The 17,080-nt window shown below is 46.8% G+C and carries 14 protein-coding genes; 9 read left to right on the top strand and 5 right to left on the bottom strand.

Annotation, left to right across the window (positions count from 1 at the left end; all coding sequences use genetic code 11):
- Window positions 1-2: 2 nt before the first annotated feature.
- Genes folB through KI743_RS19260 form a run of 3 tightly spaced genes read left to right on the top strand, consistent with a single transcriptional unit; the run spans window position 3 to window position 1,661 of the window.
- Window positions 3-362, top strand: a complete 360-nt coding sequence (gene folB, locus KI743_RS19270; RefSeq protein WP_285467782.1) for a dihydroneopterin aldolase — start codon at window positions 3-5, stop codon at window positions 360-362.
- Window positions 359-841, top strand: a complete 483-nt coding sequence (gene folK, locus KI743_RS19265) for a 2-amino-4-hydroxy-6-hydroxymethyldihydropteridine diphosphokinase (protein ID WP_032553076.1) — start codon at window positions 359-361, stop codon at window positions 839-841. The genes folB and folK overlap by 4 nt, the downstream gene beginning before the upstream one ends.
- A 16-nt stretch (window positions 842-857) precedes the next feature.
- The gene (locus KI743_RS19260) at window positions 858-1,661 is read left to right on the top strand and encodes an undecaprenyl-diphosphate phosphatase (protein ID WP_032553077.1); all 804 of its coding nucleotides are present in this window, start codon (window positions 858-860) and stop codon (window positions 1,659-1,661) included.
- Window positions 1,662-1,745: 84 nt separating this feature from the next.
- Here the strand turns inward: KI743_RS19260 and KI743_RS19255 are convergent, their stop codons facing one another.
- Complete coding sequence (locus KI743_RS19255; RefSeq protein ID WP_285467781.1) at window positions 1,746-3,053, bottom strand: multifunctional CCA addition/repair protein; 1,308 nt, start codon at window positions 3,051-3,053, stop codon at window positions 1,746-1,748.
- A 36-nt stretch (window positions 3,054-3,089) separates the two neighbouring features.
- On the opposite strand from KI743_RS19255, the gene KI743_RS19250 reads away from it, so the two are divergent.
- The gene (locus KI743_RS19250) at window positions 3,090-4,742 is read left to right on the top strand and encodes an ExeA family protein (protein ID WP_285467780.1); all 1,653 of its coding nucleotides are present in this window, start codon (window positions 3,090-3,092) and stop codon (window positions 4,740-4,742) included.
- Window positions 4,742-5,674 carry a general secretion pathway protein GspB gene (locus KI743_RS19245; protein ID WP_285467779.1) on the top strand — a complete coding sequence of 311 codons (933 nt, stop codon included), beginning with the start codon at window positions 4,742-4,744 and terminating at the stop codon, window positions 5,672-5,674. The genes KI743_RS19250 and KI743_RS19245 overlap by 1 nt, the downstream gene beginning before the upstream one ends.
- Before the next feature lie 70 nt (window positions 5,675-5,744).
- On the opposite strand, the gene KI743_RS19240 is transcribed toward KI743_RS19245, so the two are convergent.
- The 3 genes from KI743_RS19240 to KI743_RS19230 all read right to left on the bottom strand — a co-directional run bounded on the left by KI743_RS19240 (window position 5,745) and on the right by KI743_RS19230 (window position 8,632).
- Entirely contained in the window at window positions 5,745-6,356 is a 612-nt protein-coding gene (locus KI743_RS19240; protein WP_032553081.1) for a TIGR04211 family SH3 domain-containing protein, read from the bottom strand.
- 203 nt (window positions 6,357-6,559) lie between these two features.
- Window positions 6,560-7,822, bottom strand: coding sequence for an inorganic phosphate transporter (locus KI743_RS19235; RefSeq protein ID WP_285467778.1), 1,263 nt, complete (start codon window positions 7,820-7,822; stop codon window positions 6,560-6,562).
- 129 nt (window positions 7,823-7,951) lie between these two features.
- On the bottom strand, window positions 7,952-8,632 hold the full coding sequence (locus tag KI743_RS19230) for a TIGR00153 family protein (protein ID WP_032553084.1): 681 nt from the start codon (window positions 8,630-8,632) through the stop codon (window positions 7,952-7,954).
- 208 nt (window positions 8,633-8,840) lie between these two features.
- On the opposite strand from KI743_RS19230, the gene KI743_RS19225 reads away from it, so the two are divergent.
- Window positions 8,841-10,358 (top strand): inorganic triphosphatase, encoded by a 1,518-nt coding sequence (locus KI743_RS19225; RefSeq protein ID WP_150870846.1) that lies wholly within the window; start codon window positions 8,841-8,843, stop codon window positions 10,356-10,358.
- A 38-nt stretch (window positions 10,359-10,396) separates the two neighbouring features.
- Here the strand turns inward: KI743_RS19225 and KI743_RS19220 are convergent, their stop codons facing one another.
- Entirely contained in the window at window positions 10,397-11,146 is a 750-nt protein-coding gene (locus KI743_RS19220; RefSeq protein ID WP_285467776.1) for a potassium channel family protein, read from the bottom strand.
- A 98-nt stretch (window positions 11,147-11,244) separates the two neighbouring features.
- Here KI743_RS19220 and KI743_RS19215 point away from each other — a divergent pair, with 98 nt between their 5' ends.
- The 3 genes from KI743_RS19215 (at window position 11,245) to hldE (ending at window position 17,049) form a co-directional block, all read left to right on the top strand.
- On the top strand, window positions 11,245-12,501 hold the full coding sequence (locus KI743_RS19215) for a methyl-accepting chemotaxis protein (RefSeq protein WP_150870849.1): 1,257 nt from the start codon (window positions 11,245-11,247) through the stop codon (window positions 12,499-12,501).
- Between the two features lie 130 nt (window positions 12,502-12,631).
- Complete coding sequence (glnE, locus tag KI743_RS19210; protein ID WP_285467775.1) at window positions 12,632-15,484, top strand: bifunctional [glutamate--ammonia ligase]-adenylyl-L-tyrosine phosphorylase/[glutamate--ammonia-ligase] adenylyltransferase; 2,853 nt, start codon at window positions 12,632-12,634, stop codon at window positions 15,482-15,484.
- 134 nt (window positions 15,485-15,618) lie between these two features.
- Window positions 15,619-17,049, top strand: a complete 1,431-nt coding sequence (hldE, locus tag KI743_RS19205; protein WP_150870851.1) for a bifunctional D-glycero-beta-D-manno-heptose-7-phosphate kinase/D-glycero-beta-D-manno-heptose 1-phosphate adenylyltransferase HldE — start codon at window positions 15,619-15,621, stop codon at window positions 17,047-17,049.
- The last annotated feature ends 31 nt before the right edge of the window (window positions 17,050-17,080 follow it).

The raw sequence follows: 17,080 nt of genomic DNA, 5'->3' as shown, positions 1-17,080 counted from the left end.
TAATGGCACTGGATAAAGTTTTCATCGAACAGTTAGAAGTAATCACAACAATTGGTGTGTATGACTGGGAACAAGAAATTAAGCAAAAGCTAGTGCTTGATATAGAGATGGCTCACGACAACCGTCCTGCAGGTAAAAGTGATGACGTGGTCGATGCTTTAGATTATTCAAAGGTGAGCACGGTGGTGCTTGAGCACATTGAAAATGGTCGCTTCCTATTGGTTGAGCGTGTTGCAGAAGAGATCGCTGAGTTGATCATGACGCAATTCTCAGTGCCATGGATCAAGATCCGTCTGGCGAAGCCGGGCGCAGTGCCTCAAGCGAAAGCTGTAGGCGTGGTCATCGAACGAGGCCAAGCATGACCATTGCTTATGTCGGGGTCGGCACCAATATCGACCGTGACAAACATGCCAAGGCCGCTTGGCTAGAGCTGCAATCTTTGGGGAGCAATCTGCGTTGCTCCTCGATTTATCACTGTGAACCGGTGGGGTTTGATAGCCATCCGTTCTATAACTTCGTGATTGAGCTCGATACTTTGTTGTCATTGACCGAATTTTCACAACAGCTGCGTAAAATTGAGTTTAAATACGGGCGCGCGAAGGATGCCCATAAGTTGCAAGACCGCAATTTAGATCTCGATATCGTGTTGTTTGGTGATGTGGTTTCTTCTCAAAAACCTCAACTCCCTCGCAGTGATATCTTTAAATATCCTTTTGTCACACAACCACTATATGATCTCTGTCCTGCTCGGGTAATCCCCCAGGATGGACGAACCGTCAGTGAAATATGGCAGAAAATGGAGCAGCTAGACTCCCTCTCTGTTGTAGATATAGAACTATAAATTTATAAGGTTAGAAATGAGTTATTTTGAAGCGTTTATTTTGGCGTTGGTGCAAGGCTTTACCGAATTTTTGCCGATCTCAAGCTCTGCACACTTGATCCTTCCTTCAGCTGTACTTGGCTGGGAAGACCAAGGCTTGGCATTTGATGTGGCGGTACACGTTGGTACATTGGCGGCAGTAGTTATCTATTTCCGCAAAGAGGTTATCTCACTACTGAATGCGTTTTTTGGTTCAGTGTTCAAAGGTGATCGAAGCAAAGAAGCGAAACTGGCTTGGATGATCATCTTAGCGACTATTCCTGCTTGTGTGTTTGGCTTGTTGATGAAAGATATCATTGAGCTTTACCTACGTAGTGCGTGGGTTATCGCGACCACGACCATCGTGTTTGGTTTGTTGTTGTGGTGGGTAGATAAGAACTCAGCACTACGTGACGATGAGTATCAAGCAGGATGGAAGAAGGCGCTATTCATTGGTTTGGCGCAAGCGATGGCGATGATCCCAGGTACGTCTCGCTCTGGCGCAACTATTACTGCAGCGCTGTACCTTGGTTTTACTCGTGAAGCGGCAGCTCGTTTCTCTTTCTTAATGTCGATTCCTATTATCACGCTAGCGGGCGGCTACTTAGGCCTTAAGCTAGTCACTAGCGGTGATCCAATCCACGTTGGTACTTTGTTGACGGGTATTGTGGTCTCTTTCATCAGCGCTTATATCTGCATTCACTTCTTCTTGAAGTTAATCTCTCGCATGGGTATGACGCCATTTGTTATCTACCGCTTGATTCTAGGTTGTGGCCTGTTTGCTTTCTTGATGATGCAATAAGCTCCAACTCAAAGTTCAAAACGCACAAAGCCCGCGGATTCAGCGGGCTTTGTTGTTTAAATTAATGATACAAGTTAGCTACTTTTAAGCGGTAGCTAGAGCGCTCTCAATAGCCTGAATACGGCGCTTCTCTTGCTCATCACGAATATCTTTACCTTTAAAACCATCGGCAATCACGGCTTTAACATCGACCCCTAATGCAGCTTGATACGCTGCTTCAAAGCGCGGTTTTTGTGGATAAGGATCAGACTCTAATCCTTTTCTTCCCGCATGATCTGCTTGGCAACACAGCAAGATGTCATTGAGTCTCTCAGGTTTGCGCCACACATCAAATTTGTTGAGGATCTTTAGGAAGGTGGATGGTTTGAGCTCACCTGCACGATGGATGTTGGAGTGCTGTTCGCAGACAAGCAGTGCCAAATCGCGAAACTCATTTGGCACTCGCACTCGTTCACACAGTGATTTGATCAGCTTGAGCCCAGTATGACAGTGCATCTTATGGCTTGGCCATTCACTTGGTGGGGTAACACCTTTACCAAGGTCATGAACTTGAGCGGCAAAACGAACGGGCAGAGAGGTGCTTAATAGTGCTGCCTGCTGAGCAACCATCAAGGTGTGAATACCAGTGTCGATCTCAGGATGCCACTTTTCAGGCTGCGGTACGCCAAATAGCGCATCCAACTCAGGGAGTACCACGGCTAGGGCACCGCATTCTCTTAAGGTTGATAAGAAGATCTCAGGGTGTGGTGTGCTCAGTGATTTGTGCCACTCTTGCCAGACTCGTTCTGCTGTTAGATGTTCTAATTCACCTGACTCAACGATACGTTGCATCATCTCTAGTGTTTCTGGCGCAATGGTAAAACCCAAGTGATGAAGCTTGGCGGCGAAACGAGCCACGCGCAGCACGCGAAGTGGGTCTTCGACAAAGGCTTCGGAGACGTGCCTTAGGACGCGGTTCTCTAGGTCTTGTTGACCATGATAGGGGTCGTAGAGTGTACCTTGTTCATCTTGTGCGATAGCGTTGATGGTTAGGTCGCGACGCATGAGATCTTCTTCGAGGGTAACGTCAGGTGCAAAATAGCACTCAAAACCTGTATAGCCAGAGCCAGACTTTTTCTCAGTTCGTGCTAATGCGTGCTCTTCTTTAGTTTTTGGGTGCAAGAAAACTGGAAACTCTTTACCAACGGCGGTAAACCCAAGTTCTTCCATCTGCTGCGGCGTACTGCCGACGACAACCCAATCTTTGTCGTAGCTCGCAATTTCCAGTAATTGGTCGCGTACTGCACCACCTACTAAATACCTGTTTAGGCTCTGGTGTATTGGTAAGCCATCGTAGTTTTGCAACTTATCACCTCGAAATCTTTTATCACTGCTGGACTTTATGGCGAGCAATGGTAATTTCCATTTATCGTAATTATAGGGCAGCCCATGTATAAGGAATATTTTGGCTTCGTAGAGATGCCATTCTCGATTGTACCAAATTCTCGCTACTTGTTTTTAAGTCAGCGTCATCAGGAAGCAATGCAGAACCTGCAAGCTGGATTGGGTGACGGTGGTGGTTTTGCCATGCTGACAGGTGAAGTGGGAACTGGTAAAACGACCGTTGCTAAGGCGATGTTGGCATCTTTGGATGATCAAACTCAAGCAGGCCTTATACTGAATCCGACATTCTCTAACATTGAGCTGCTCGAAGCGGTGTGTGATGAGTTTGAGATTGATTACCCAGAACAGGCTTCACTCAAGCAGTTGAGCCAGGCTATTCATAGTTTCTTGTTGGACAGCCATGAGCAGGGGATTCACACCCTACTGGTGATTGATGAAGCTCAGCATCTCGCCGCTGATGTATTGGAGCAGCTGCGACTTCTGACCAACTTAGAGACAGACAGCCGTAAATTATTGAAAGTGCTGCTGGTGGGGCAACCCGAGCTGCAACAACATTTGCAAACTAATCAACTTCGACAGCTAGCACAACGTATCACAGGGCGTTATCACCTGCTGCCTCTCAACGCCCAAGAGGCGGGTAAGTACATTGCGTTTAGATTGGAGACTGCGGGTGCACAGCAGATGCTGTTCTCTAATCGCGCAGTGAAATCCATCGCCCAATACACCCATGGCATACCGAGATTGATTAACCTTGTGTGTGACAAAGCCCTTCAATTGAGCTTTCATCAAGGCGAAAAAACACCATCTCAAGCTACCGTTGAGCAAGCGTGTCAGCAGATCATGTCGTTCCAAGCTGAGGTGTATCAAGCGCCGGTTAAACAGCAGTCGGCAGTTTGGCCGAAACTGGTGCAATACAGCGCGTTGAGTGTGCTGGGCTTAGGACTCGCTTGGGGGACGTTTACGTACCTACCGCAAAACATCGATAAGTGGCTTGTTAATGAACAGGTGGCGTCTGACCTTGAACCTCAAATTAAAACGGCGATGCAGGCTCCTATAGAGATTCAAGCTGAAACAACAGCCCCTCTGCTGCCTGAACATATTGCTCAACAGCTCACGCAGGGCACAAGTCGAGCTTCTGCCATCCAAGACCTGTATCAGTTGTGGGGTTATCAATCTTCACTTCGAGATGGCTTATGTTTGAGTGAACCACAGAGTGTGTTCGTGTGTGTTGAAGGGCAAGCGACACTGCGTGAACTGATTCAACTCAACTCACCAGTAGTATTAAACCTGACCTTTGAGGAACAGTCTTATCATGCAGTGCTGTATGGTCTTTCTGACAAGTCGGTTGAATTATTAGTGAATCAATCTTTAGTTCAAATACCGGTTTCAGCATTAGAAACCTTGTGGCAGGGCGATTATGTTGCGATATGGAAACAACCTCTGAGAGAGACACTTAGAGAGGGGGATTCCGGAGAAGCGGTCGCATTGCTTGATTTGCTGCTGTCTGAAGCATTAGGAGAAAATGTAACGGGACAAGAGCTGTTTGATGACGAGCTCAAGCGTAAGGTCGAAGCATTTCAGATCTGGCAAGGAATGTCAGTTGATGGCATTGCGGGAAAAAGAACGCTTGCGCGTCTACAACGAATCGCTCAGTTAGATTCACCTATCCTGATGAGCATTGATGAGGAGAGAGGGTAATGTCTCGAACAATGAGCCGTTTACAAAAATCGGAAATGCCCGGGTTCCAGCTGCACCTGGTGTCGACTCAAGCTCCTAAGTTGCGTTCGCATCGTGGTGCATCAATCGCGTTGAGCCTATTGATCTTATTGGTACCATCGCTACTTGTTGCGGGAGGCTTGCTTTATCAAGAGCAAACCTCTAAAGAGCAAGGGAGTGTAGTTGCACTAACTGAGTCAGTAAGTGTGGTCGCGGCGGTCACGCCAGAGTCGATTCCTGCTCAAGAAGCCCCAGAACTCGACCCTGATGAGTTGGTGGTGAGTGACGTAGATTCTGAGTTGTTTAGCATTCGTCCTGCACCTCAGGTGGGCGAACTGAAAGCTTTACCTCGTCAAATGAACTATGCATCGGTTAACGCTGAAACAGTTAACAGTGATGAGCAAGAGACACAAGTGTCGAATGAGCAAGACGACTCTGTATTGGCTCAGGTTGATTCCGAGGATGAACCGCAACAACTGGCCGATGAATCAAACAATCCGCAAGTGAAGCAAAACACTAGTAGTGCAGGTAATGAAGCGATGGAAGGTGACCTGTTACAAGGACTGGATCTTACCGAGCTGTCTCCTGAGTTAGCCCTCAAGATTGAGTCGATTCTTGATAACAGTGATTCACCGTCTGAGGTGGACATTGACCAATACCGACCTCAACCGACTGTCCAGCTGGAGTCGCATACCCAGAGCTTAAGTGGTCGTTTACCAAGCCTGAACCTGCAAACGCATATGTACTCAAGCAGTGCAGAGAGGCGCTGGGTTAAAATTAACGACAAAGAGGTGGCACAAGGGGATTGGATAACTCCTGAAGTGCAGCTAATAGAAGTGAAGCCGCAATCTATTGTGGTGGAGTTTGAAGAGCAGGCTATCGAAATCCCAGCGCTTTATGAGTGGCAAGGTTAATCGCTGGAGCGATTGAACATTAGAAAAACAAAAAGGAGCACATGAGTGCTCCTTTTTTGATTTGTTGCGATTACGCCCAACCGTTTGGTGATTTTCTCTTGCGCGGGATTAGGTGCGGAAGAATCAGACCAAACAACAGACCTAGGCCTGCGACACCGCCGCCGTACATGAAGTACTTCAGCAGTAGGTCATCTTTTTGCGTGTCTAACTTAGCGCGTAGTTCGCGGTTTTCAGTTTGAACGCTTGTCAGCTGTTGGCTGATTTCGCTGTAGTTCTGCTCTAGCTCAGAAATTTGCGTGTTGCGAGAATCAAGAGAGCTGATTAGGCCCGCTTTTTCGCTATCTGCGCTTTGACGAGCGTTAGCCAGCTTAGCTTTCACTTCTGCTAGTTCTTTTTCTAGCTTAGGCATGCGCAGTGCCATGCTCTCTTGAGAAGTGACAAACTTGCTCTCAACCCAGCCTTTACGGCCACGGTTGTCTTGAATTTGGGTATAACCAGTTTGCTTATTTGCTTGTAGGAATGTGATTTTTTGACCGGCATCGACACTACCAATAATACGGTAGCTATTGTTTGGGCCAGAGTGCATATAAGTAAATAGTTTATCAGCAATATAACGGTCTTGTGCAAACGCAGCTGGGGCTGCAAGCATTGCGAACAAAACGAAGCTAATCAGTTTTTTCACAGTAAATCCCTTAACGATTTCAATTGGGGTGGGCAATAAGTCAGCCTCAGTTAGCAGATAGTATTTAGTTTCTCGGTAGGGTGCAACAAAGAAGGGAGGCTGAGCCTCCCTTTCTGTGTATTTGAGTCAATAATGACATGAGATTTACATATCGTTACTGAAACTCACAATTTTCTGACGTGCATTCAGCCCCTGAAATAGGGTTAGCCGATGAACATACCTTGAATTGCGTAGAAGAATACAACCGCAAGCAGTGCACCTGCTGGCAGTGTTACAATCCAAGAAGCAACGATGTTACGTACTACGCCAAGGTTTAGAGCTGCGATACCGCGAGCGAAACCAACACCCAATACCGCACCAACAAGTGTTTGTGTGGTTGAGATTGGTAGACCAGTACCAGAAGCAAGAACTACGGTACATGCTGTTGCAAGTTGTGCTGCAAAACCACGGCTTGGTGTTAGTTCTGTAATACCAGTACCAACTGTTGCCATTACTTTATGGCCAAGTGTTGCAAGACCAACAACGATACCAAAACCACCTAGAGGTAGAATCCACCATGCGATGGTGCTCTTACCTGTGATTTCACCCATGTGTTCAACTGTTGATACAACAGCAGACAGTGGACCAATCGCGTTAGCTACGTCGTTTGAACCGTGAGCAAATGCCATCGCACACGCTGTGATAACCATAAGAACAGAGAAGATACCTTCTACGCCAGCAAAGCTGTGGTCTTCTTCGCGGTTAGCGAATTTCTTCTGGATGTATAGGTAGCCACCAACCATAACGATCGCAGAAACGCTAGCAGCCCAAACCCAAGCTTCAGTGTTGCTTAGGTGAAGACCAACGTGCTTTAGACCTTTCTTGATTGTTACTAGCGCGATCACCATTGTTGTGATGAACATGTACACAGGAACAAAACGCTTAGCGTTGAACAGTGGGTTCTCAGTATCAAAGATCAGGCGCTGAGCACTTACGAAGATAACGTAAGCGAAGAAACCAGAGATAACAGGCGTAATGATCCAGCTACCTACGATACCTTGAACGCTGCCCCAGTCCACCGCTTCAGTACCAACAGACACACAAGCGAAACCGATGATAGCACCGATGATTGAGTGCGTTGTTGAAACAGGCCAGCCCATGTAAGAAGCAAGTAGTAGCCATGTACCAGCAGCAAGTAGTGCTGACATCATGCCGAATACAAGTACGTCAGGTTGGTGTGCAAATAGAGATGTCTCGATAACACCTTTACGGATAGTATCGGTAACTTCACCGCCAGCAAGATAAGCACCAGCAAATTCAAAGATCATTGCGATAATGATCGCTTGTTTAACGGTTAGAGCTTTTGAGCCTACTGAAGTGCCCATTGCGTTCGCAACGTCATTCGCACCAATACCAATAGCCATCAAGAAACCGAAAGCTGCTGCAATAAGAATCAGGACAGTGCCGTAGTTAGCAAGGATATCCATCGTAATACCTAGTTGTTTGATAACAAGCGGAGCAAATTTAGACGCAAAAAACCGCTCAGCGAGAGAAATACTCAACGCATAAGTGGTTTTGGTTAAAAAGTGCTCTTCGTTATATAGTTAACGTTTGATTTAAGATCGAGAAAGCATTACTTCAAGACGAGCGCCAACACGCTGCGCTTGGTCTGCAATACCACCGACCCATTCAAGAATCTTGTATAAGAACATGATGTCGACAGGGTTTAGATCCGCTTCAATTGCCATTAGTTGTTGGCGTAGCTCGATCTGCATCGCGTCTGTATCATCTTCGATTACATCTAATTGATGAATCATCTCAGCAACGAGTGTTACTTCACGGCCTTTAAAGCCAGTCTCAAGTAATTCATCTAGTTCATTGATTACGTTTTGTGCTTGGTTCGCTGCATCTAGGCAACGTTTAACGTAAGCGATGAAATTCTCTTGTAGAGGAGCAGGAATGACAAGCTGACGACCGTAAACGCGGCCAGCGATGTCTTTCGCTAGGTTTGCAAGTTTGTCTTGCTGAGTTAATAGCTCCAACATATCGGTGCGATCAACCGGCATAAACAAACCGCGAGGAAGTTTAAGGCGGATTTCACGTTTTAGTACGTCTGCTTCTTTTTCAAGATGAGAAATCTGCGCACGAATTTCAGCTGCCTTTTCCCAGTCACCCTTTGAAGATACTTCAAAGAAGTTAACTAGGTGAGAACAACATTCGTTCACACACACAACGTGACGTTGCAAAGGTTTAATTGGGGACTTTGCAAATAACCCCATAATTGTATTTACTGGCATGGTTGTCCAACCTAATAAATAATAACCTTAAAAAAAACATACACCATGTTCGTGGTGAAATGTTAAGCGATGGCTATAAAGTCGCGCATGTTAACCTAATCAATCTCTCATTAAAACTGTTTTAGATCATCATATGGGCGATATTTCTGACTTGCCGAGTTCTAAAATTGGCAATATCCTGTTCCTATCTTCCCAGAAAGGTATAACTATGGAAACCGAGATAGAACTGAAGTTTTTTGTTTCTCCTGAATTTTCAGAGACTTTACGCAATAAAATTGCTGAAACGAAGGTACTTCAGCACAGTTGTCGAGAGCTAGGTAACATCTACTTTGATACGCCGGACAACTGGCTACGTGAGCACGATACTGGCTTGCGCATTCGACGCTTTGATGACGTATTTGTACAAACCGTAAAAACAGCGGGTCGTGTGGTTGCAGGTTTGCACCAGAGACCAGAGTACAATGCGGAGCACGATAGCAATCAACCGAATCTATCTCTTCACCCTGGCGATATTTGGCCAGACGGTAAGGATATCGAGACACTGCAATCTGAACTGATTCCTCTTTTTTCGACTAACTTCACTCGCGAACAATGGCTGGTGGGGATGCCTGATGGCAGTCAGATTGAGGTGGCGTTTGACCAAGGCTTTGTTGAGTCTGGTGACAAACAAGAGCCAATCTGTGAGGTTGAGTTAGAGCTTAAATCTGGGCAGGCTGATGCACTATTCACACTGTCGCGACAGTTCTGTGAACAGGGCGGGATGCGTTTGGGTAATCTGAGCAAAGCAGCAAAAGGCTATCGCTTGGCACAGGGTTATCAAGGTGATGAAGTTAAACCACTGGCATTGGTCGATACCGACAAGAATGACACGGTTGAATCTTGCTTTATTCAGTCACTAGAACACGCTCTATCTCACTGGCACTATCATGAGCAGATCTTCACTGAGCGTCAATCAATTGAAGCACTGCATGAGATCAGCCATTCTCTGAGCTTTATCCGTCAAACCTTTACTATTTATGGTGGCATTGTCCCGCGTCGTGCGAGTGCGATCCTTCGCCAAGAACTGAAATGGTTAGAGCAAGAACTAGAGTGGCTTAAGAGCTACGACCATCTAGAAGATTTGCTAGAAGATAAAGGCCACGTTTTACGTAAGCTAGATGCTCGCAAGTTCTTGGTTGCTGAGCTAAAAGAGATGCAAGAGCAGCTTCCAGATCGTGAAGAACTACTCACTCTTTTGAGCTCTGCGCGTTATACAGGTTTGCTGCTTGATTTGAGCCGTTGGATCCTATCGCGCGGTTGGCAGCCATTCCTTGATGAGAAAGCGCGTGAACAAATGGCACGTGGTATCGAGTGGTTCTCGGTCAAGCAATTAGATCGCACTTGGGCAGAGCTAATGGAAGCTTTCCCACCTGAACGTGTCATGACCAGCCAAGCTTACATCGATCAGCAGTACCGCTTAATGCGCAACCTATACTCAGGTGTTGGGTTTGCCAGTCTGTATGATGCTGATGAACGTAACAGCTTCCGTCTACCGTGGGCAGATATGATCCAGGGTATTGATGACCTGTTGATGCTAAGAACGCTTGCCCCGTTAACTGACAAGTTAGAGGGTGATGAGAAGGATCAACTGGAGCGTTGGTTGGCTCGCCAAGAGGTATCTATCCTGCATGCGATGGAGCAGACGCGTCAGATCAGCGTTGAAGTTGAGCCATACTGGCAAGACTAATAAAAACCAAATAGAACATGAAAATAGGGCATTGCGCCCTATTTTTTTATCTGCTGTTCTAGCTTATCTAGCCGTTCAAGGATCTGTTGCTGTTGTTCCAGAATAAGGTCGAGTTTTTTGTCCTTGTTCTCCAGCTTTTGATTCTGTAAATCGGTTGGTTCGGTAATTAAGGACGTCACCAAACCTGAAATCATACCGAATACACCCACACCACAAATGATCACCAAAGAGGCGACCAGTTTTCCTGAGTTTGTCACTGGGTAGTGATCGCCATAGCCTACGGTACTAATCGTCACAAACGCCCACCACAGTGCGTCGTGGCCAGTGGTAATGTTCGCCCCTGGCTGTTTATGCTCAAGCAGCAGAATCGTACCGGCACCAATGGTGAGCAACAGCACTAGCAATAAAATGATGGAGGCGAGTGTGGTTTCTTTGCGATTGCGAAACAGCTCTCTAAAAATACGTTTGCTTGAGCGTAAAACCAAAATAATCCGTAATATCTGAAAGATACGTGCGAAGCGTAGAGGTTCTATCATCGGGATACTGGCAAGGAAATCTATCCAGTGGATCTTTAAATATGATGTTTTACTTTCCGCTCGAAATAGATCAATAGTGAGCTGCAGAAGAAAAACACTACAGATTATAAAATCGAGGCCGATAAGAACTTGTTTAGATTCGTTATCGATAGGCGCGAACAATAAGCCAGAGATCACAAATAACGCTAAGAAAGAGAGAATCAGTGATAATAAGCTCATTGGCTTGGGTGTGTCTTTGGTACTATCTAACATTCATACGAAGCTCGAAATAAATCGCAATCTTTAGCAAATCGTTGCTATTGCGCGGATATGGAAGCGTCCAATATATAAGACTTAATGGAGAACTGACAATGACCAAACTGTCATTCAAGCCGTGGGAAAGGGTAATCTCTGACGTTCGTCTCGTTCCAAAAATGATCATGCTGATGGTATTCAGTACCATTTTGATCATTGCCAAGCAGCTGTGGGATGCAAGCACATTCCATGATTCACTGCTTGCAGCAACGAACAACGCACAAGTAGCACAAGAGCACTACGAAACGTACCTAGTACAAGTGGCTTGGCAAACTGGCTTGATGATTGTGGTGTTTGTGGTTCTTCTGATGGCAGCGGCACGTGTAATGCTGCGCCAGACTCAGTATCTGAGTGAAGCCATTAAAACGATGGCGGATAAAAATCTGTCAGTGCCAATCCATATGGACTGTAAAGATGAGTACGGTGATGTTGCTCGTGAGCTTGAGAAAACTCGCGTTCAACTGAATGACATGATTAAAACGCAAGTGGCTTCATCTGATGAATTGTTTGCACTGACCGAGGTGATGACAATCAGTATGTCAGAAACCAAAGAGTCAGCGCAGGAAGAGTTCAACGAGATTGATCAGCTAGCGACTGCAATGAGTGAGATGACATCAACGGTTCAAACGGTGGCTGAGCACGCACAGAATGCCTCTTCTCTCACGGAACAAGCATCAGGCCAAGCTCTGACTGGTCAAAAATTTGTGCAAGGCTCTGTGTCTAAGATGAGTGAGCTCTCGACTGATATCGCAGCATCAGCGGCGGCGGTAAACCAAGTAGAAGAGCGTGTGGATTCAATTGGAAGCGTAGTGGGTACTATCCAAGGTATTTCTGAGCAGACTAACCTTTTGGCATTGAACGCGGCAATCGAAGCTGCACGTGCTGGTGAGGCAGGTCGTGGCTTTGCGGTTGTTGCTGATGAAGTGCGTAACCTAGCGCAACGCACTCAACAAGCCACGGTCGAAATTCAAGATATGATCACTCATCTGCAAACCAGTGCAAACTCAGCGGTTGAGTTGATGGAGAAGAGTGTTGTCGAAGCAGCTGAAGGCGTTGATTTGGTCACCAACGCGGGCTCAGAGCTCGATGGCATCGTGAATCAAGTAAACCAAATCAATGATATGAACTTCCAAATCGCGACAGCAGCTGGTCAACAAAGTAGCGTCGCGGAAGAGATGAGTGTCAATCTAACCAATGTTCGTGAGCTGGTGGAAGCCTCGGTCACCGTGGTTGGTGAGCTTCTTGAGACCTCACAAATCATGCAAACCAATGCTGAAGAGCTGGATGGTAAGATCAAGCAATTCAAGGTCTAAGTAGGCTTTATAAGCTTAGGTTTTGTTTCTAATCCGATAAAACGCCCACATTCCTGATGTGGGCGTTTTTTATTGGCATAAGTTTGATATAAATAGAGACAGTATGCGCTTAGCCAAACAAGGAAGAAAAATGCAATTGCCAGCTTCACTTACTCAGCACTCTCAATCGGCTTTAGAAAACCTGCTTGAACATCAAGGCGAAGCGATTTCGACTTGGTCTCCTCAATATCAAGAGCAACTTAACTACATTTTAGGGCTGAGCAGTTTTGTCGGCGATTGCTTGCAACGTGATAGTGAGTTAGCAAAAGTGCTGCCTTCAATGCTTGAGTGTGAAGAGCGTGCCGAAGGCTATCGAGAGAGGTTGGCAGCCCTGCTGGTTGAATGCCAAGATGAGATGAGCGGTCAGCGAGTGTTGCGTCAGTTTCGTAATCGCGAAATGTCTTATATCGCGTGGCGTGATTTTACCGCGTCTTGGCCTCTAGAGCAGAGCCTCAGCCACCTTTCAATGCTCGCTGAAGCCATGATCTTTGAAACCTATCAGTGGCAATACAACATCTGTTGCAAAGAGTGGGGCACGCCTTGTAATGCGCAGGGAGAAGCTCAACCTATGCTGATCATCGGCATGGGTAAGTTAGGCGGAGGAGAATTGAACTTCTCTTCAGATATCGACCTTATTTTTACCTATCCAGAGAATGGCGAGACACAAGGTGCACGCAGAAGTATCGCTAATGCGCAGTTTTTCACTCGTCTCGGGCAGCGCATCATCAAGGCACTCGACCAACAGACCTTTGATGGCTTTTGCTATCGCGTTGACATGCGATTGCGTCCGTTTGGTGAAAGCGGTCCATTGGTCATGAGTTATGCAGCGCTAGAAGATTACTATCAAGAGCAAGGGCGCGATTGGGAGCGCTATGCCATGGTGAAAGCTCGGGTGATGGGGAGTGAGATGTACCCTGAGTATCAAGAGCTGCGCCAAATGCTGCGTCCGTTTGTGTTCCGTCGTTATATTGATTTCAGTGCTATTCAATCTTTGCGTCGAATGAAATCGATGATCAGTAGCGAGGTTCGTCGTCGTGGCTTATCTAACAATATTAAGCTTGGCCCTGGCGGAATTCGTGAAGTGGAATTTATTGCGCAGGTCTTCCAGTTGATTCGCGGTGGGCGTGAACCAAGCCTGCGAGACCGTGGTCTATTGAACACCCTTGAAGCGATCGACAGCTTGAAGCTTTTAGAGTCAGGTGAAGTTGCACACCTCAGAGACGCTTACCTATTCCTTCGCCGTTTAGAGAACCTACTGCAAGCGATGGCCGACAAGCAGACTCAAACCCTGCCTGATAATGAGCAAGAGCAGCTCCAACTGGCGGTAGCTATGCAGTTTGAAAGCTGGCAGGCACTGATTGATGAGACCCGTCAGCACATGGCTAACGTTCATGTGGTGTTTGAAGAGCTTATCGGTGTGGAAGAGGAGGAAGCGAATCCAATCGCGAGCCACTTTAGCGAGTTGTGGGATATGGCACATAAGCCAGATGTGATTGAGCATGTCTTGGAGACAGACATTGATGCCGTCGACCCACAGAAAGCCGCTAATACCATTATTCAGTTTAAGGTTGACATCGCGAAGAAAACGTTAGGCCCAAGAGGACGTGAAGTTCTTAACCGTTTGATGCCGAAAGTGTTCCAAGCTTTATATACCAATAAAGATGCAGAGTTTGGCTTGTCGCGTGTGCTGCACCTGCTGCATAAAATCGTCACGCGAACAACGTACCTTGAACTGCTCGATGAGCACCCAGCGGCTCTGACTCAGTTGGTACGCCTGTGTACCGCGAGTCCAATGATCTCAGAACAGTTAGGGCGTTACCCAATCCTGCTTGATGAACTGATTGATCCTCAGCAGTTGTATAACCCTGTACCACTTGAGTCCTACAAAACTGAGCTGCGTGATTATCTGGCGCGCATTCCTGAGGATGATATGGAGCAGCAGATGGAGGGGCTGCGTCAGTTTAAGCAGACCTGTATCTTGAGAATTGCAGCGGCGGATATTGCAGGTGTGTTGCCTGTAATGAAGGTGAGCGATCACTTAACCTATCTAGCAGAGGCGATTGTGGAAGCGGGTGTGAATCAAGCTTGGCTGCAGGTGGCCGCTAAATATGGCGAGCCAACACACATCAAAGATCGTGATGGACGCGGCTTTGCGGTCGTTGGTTACGGCAAAGTCGGTGGTTGGGAGCTAGGTTATAACTCGGATCTAGATATTGTCTTCATGCATGACTGCCCAGTGCATGTTTATACCGACGGTAAAAAAGAGATCGATGGTCGTCAATTCTATCTGCGATTGGCTCAGCGCATTATTCATATCTTCTCGACTCGCACTGCCTCAGGCATTCTTTATGAGGTTGATACGCGCCTGAGACCTTCTGGTGCATCAGGCTTATTAGTAAGTCCAACCGATGCTTTTGACGAGTACCAGCACAGTGAAGCATGGACGTGGGAGCATCAGGCATTGACTCGCGCACGTATGATCTATGGTGATGAGCCTTTGGCATTGGCATTTAACAAGACGCGTCATGATGTGCTGTGTCTTGAGCGTGATGGTGAAAGCCTCAAGCAAGAGGTAGTTAAGATGCGCGAAAAAATGCGTGACCACCTCGGCGGTAAGAAAAGCGATCGCTTTATGCTTAAACAAGACAATGGTGGCATAACAGATGTTGAGTTTCTTGCTCAATATCTGGTACTGAGATACAGCCATGAGAAACCAAAGCTGACACGTTGGTGTGATAATGTGCGCATCTTCGAGAGCTTGATGTCACAGGGTATTATGGAAGAACCACAAGCGATGGCACTCACTCACGCCTACACCACACTGCGCGATGAAATTCATCACCGTAACCTACTTAATCTCGATGCTGATGTGGCAATGGATAAGTTTGAGCAAGAGAGAGCTCTCGTCACTCAGGCTTGGCAGCAGTGGATGCTCGCTGAATAGCGGGAACCTTGTATCAGCGTAACTGTCTAGAATGTGAAGCGGTGACTCAAACCGCTTCATTGTCTTTTTCTATGGTTTAGCCACTACTATCAGTGTGCTAGACTCTATCCAGATTCGATTTTTGGAGATCCCTAATGAAACCTATTCTACCTGACTACAGCCAATCGGGCGTGTTGATTGTCGGTGATGTGATGCTAGACCGTTACTGGTATGGCCCTACCGGTCGTATTTCACCAGAAGCGCCAGTACCCGTAGTAAAAGTAGAGAATAACGAGGAGCGTCCTGGTGGTGCAGCTAACGTGGCAATGAATATTGCATCATTAGGTGGCCATGCGCATATCGTTGGTTTAACGGGTAAAGATGAGCCTGCACAAGTACTTAAGAACACACTGAGTGCACTTAAAGTTAATTGTGATTTTGTTGAGCTAGAAGATTACCCAACCATCACTAAGCTACGTGTGATGAGTCGTGGTCAACAGCTGATTCGTCTAGATTTTGAAGACAAATTTGAGAACACTGACCCTGAGTTGGTTCTATCTCGTATGGAACAAGCGCTACCGAACGTGCGCTCTGTGATCCTGTCTGATTACGCAAAAGGCGCGCTTGAGCATGTACAGAGCTTTATTCAGAAAGCGCGTGCAGCAAATGTTCCGGTGTTTATTGACCCGAAAGGCGCGGACTTTGAACGCTACCGTGGTGCAACACTACTGACGCCGAACATGGCGGAATTTGAGCTAGTTGCGGGTAAAGTGAAATCTGAAGAGGAGCTAGTGGCGAAAGGTTTAGCTCTGATTGAAGAATTTGATTTTGAAGCGTTACTTGTTACTCGCAGTGAACACGGTATGACGCTACTGCGTAAAGGCCAAGAACCGTTCCACCTGCCGACACAAGCGAAAGAAGTGTATGACGTGACTGGTGCGGGCGATACCGTTATTTCGGTACTTGCGGCTTCTGTTGCTGCAGGCAAGCCACTTGATGAGGCGTGTGCACTGGCAAACGCAGCGGCAGGTGTTGTAGTTGGTAAGCTGGGTACTTCGACTCTTTCTATGATTGAGCTAGCAGAAGCAGTACATGGTAGCCAAGATACAGATTACGGCGTGATTTCAGAGGCTGCTCTGATTGAAGCGGTGAAACGAGCTCGCGCTAAAGGCGAGAAAGTGGTTATGACTAACGGCTGCTTCGATATTCTTCATGCGGGCCATGTTTCTTACATGAATCACGCTGCTGAGCTGGGTGATCGCCTGATTGTGGCTGTGAATACTGATGAGTCGGTTAAGCGCTTGAAAGGTCCTGGTCGTCCTGTAAACCCAACTGATCGTCGTATGGCGGTTCTTGCTGGTCTAGGTGCGGTAGACTGGGTTGTTCCTTTCTCTGAAGATACCCCACAGCGCCTAATCTCCGAGGTGCTGCCGAGCATCTTAGTTAAGGGCGGTGATTACAAGCCAGAAGAGATCGCGGGTGGTGCAGAAGTGATTGCAGCTGGTGGTGAAGTGAAAGTGCTTAACTTTGAAGATGGTTGTTCAACTACAGAGATCATTGAAGCGATCAAAGGTGGTCGTGGCTAAGCGCTTCACTTAGGTTGATAGCTGATAAATA

Origin of the sequence: Vibrio sp. D420a, from assembly GCF_030248625.1 — a bacterium.
Classification (GTDB): domain Bacteria; phylum Pseudomonadota; class Gammaproteobacteria; order Enterobacterales; family Vibrionaceae; genus Vibrio; species Vibrio fortis_A.
This window is presented reverse-complemented; position numbering and strand designations above follow the sequence as displayed.

Excerpts from the sequence above, each read along its gene's own strand:
- folB (WP_285467782.1), top strand. The coding sequence starts at position 3 with ATGGCACTGGATAAAGTTTTCATCGAACAGTTAGAAGTAATCACAACA.
- folK (WP_032553076.1), top strand. The coding sequence starts at position 359 with ATGACCATTGCTTATGTCGGGGTCGGCACCAATATCGACCGTGACAAA.
- KI743_RS19260 (WP_032553077.1), top strand. The coding sequence starts at position 858 with ATGAGTTATTTTGAAGCGTTTATTTTGGCGTTGGTGCAAGGCTTTACC.
- KI743_RS19250 (WP_285467780.1), top strand. The coding sequence starts at position 3,090 with ATGTATAAGGAATATTTTGGCTTCGTAGAGATGCCATTCTCGATTGTA.
- KI743_RS19245 (WP_285467779.1), top strand. The coding sequence starts at position 4,742 with ATGTCTCGAACAATGAGCCGTTTACAAAAATCGGAAATGCCCGGGTTC.
- KI743_RS19235 (WP_285467778.1), bottom strand. The coding sequence starts at position 7,822 with ATGGATATCCTTGCTAACTACGGCACTGTCCTGATTCTTATTGCAGCA.
- KI743_RS19230 (WP_032553084.1), bottom strand. The coding sequence starts at position 8,632 with ATGCCAGTAAATACAATTATGGGGTTATTTGCAAAGTCCCCAATTAAA.
- KI743_RS19225 (WP_150870846.1), top strand. The coding sequence starts at position 8,841 with ATGGAAACCGAGATAGAACTGAAGTTTTTTGTTTCTCCTGAATTTTCA.
- KI743_RS19220 (WP_285467776.1), bottom strand. The coding sequence starts at position 11,146 with ATGTTAGATAGTACCAAAGACACACCCAAGCCAATGAGCTTATTATCA.
- KI743_RS19215 (WP_150870849.1), top strand. The coding sequence starts at position 11,245 with ATGACCAAACTGTCATTCAAGCCGTGGGAAAGGGTAATCTCTGACGTT.
- glnE (WP_285467775.1), top strand. The coding sequence starts at position 12,632 with ATGCAATTGCCAGCTTCACTTACTCAGCACTCTCAATCGGCTTTAGAA.
- hldE (WP_150870851.1), top strand. The coding sequence starts at position 15,619 with ATGAAACCTATTCTACCTGACTACAGCCAATCGGGCGTGTTGATTGTC.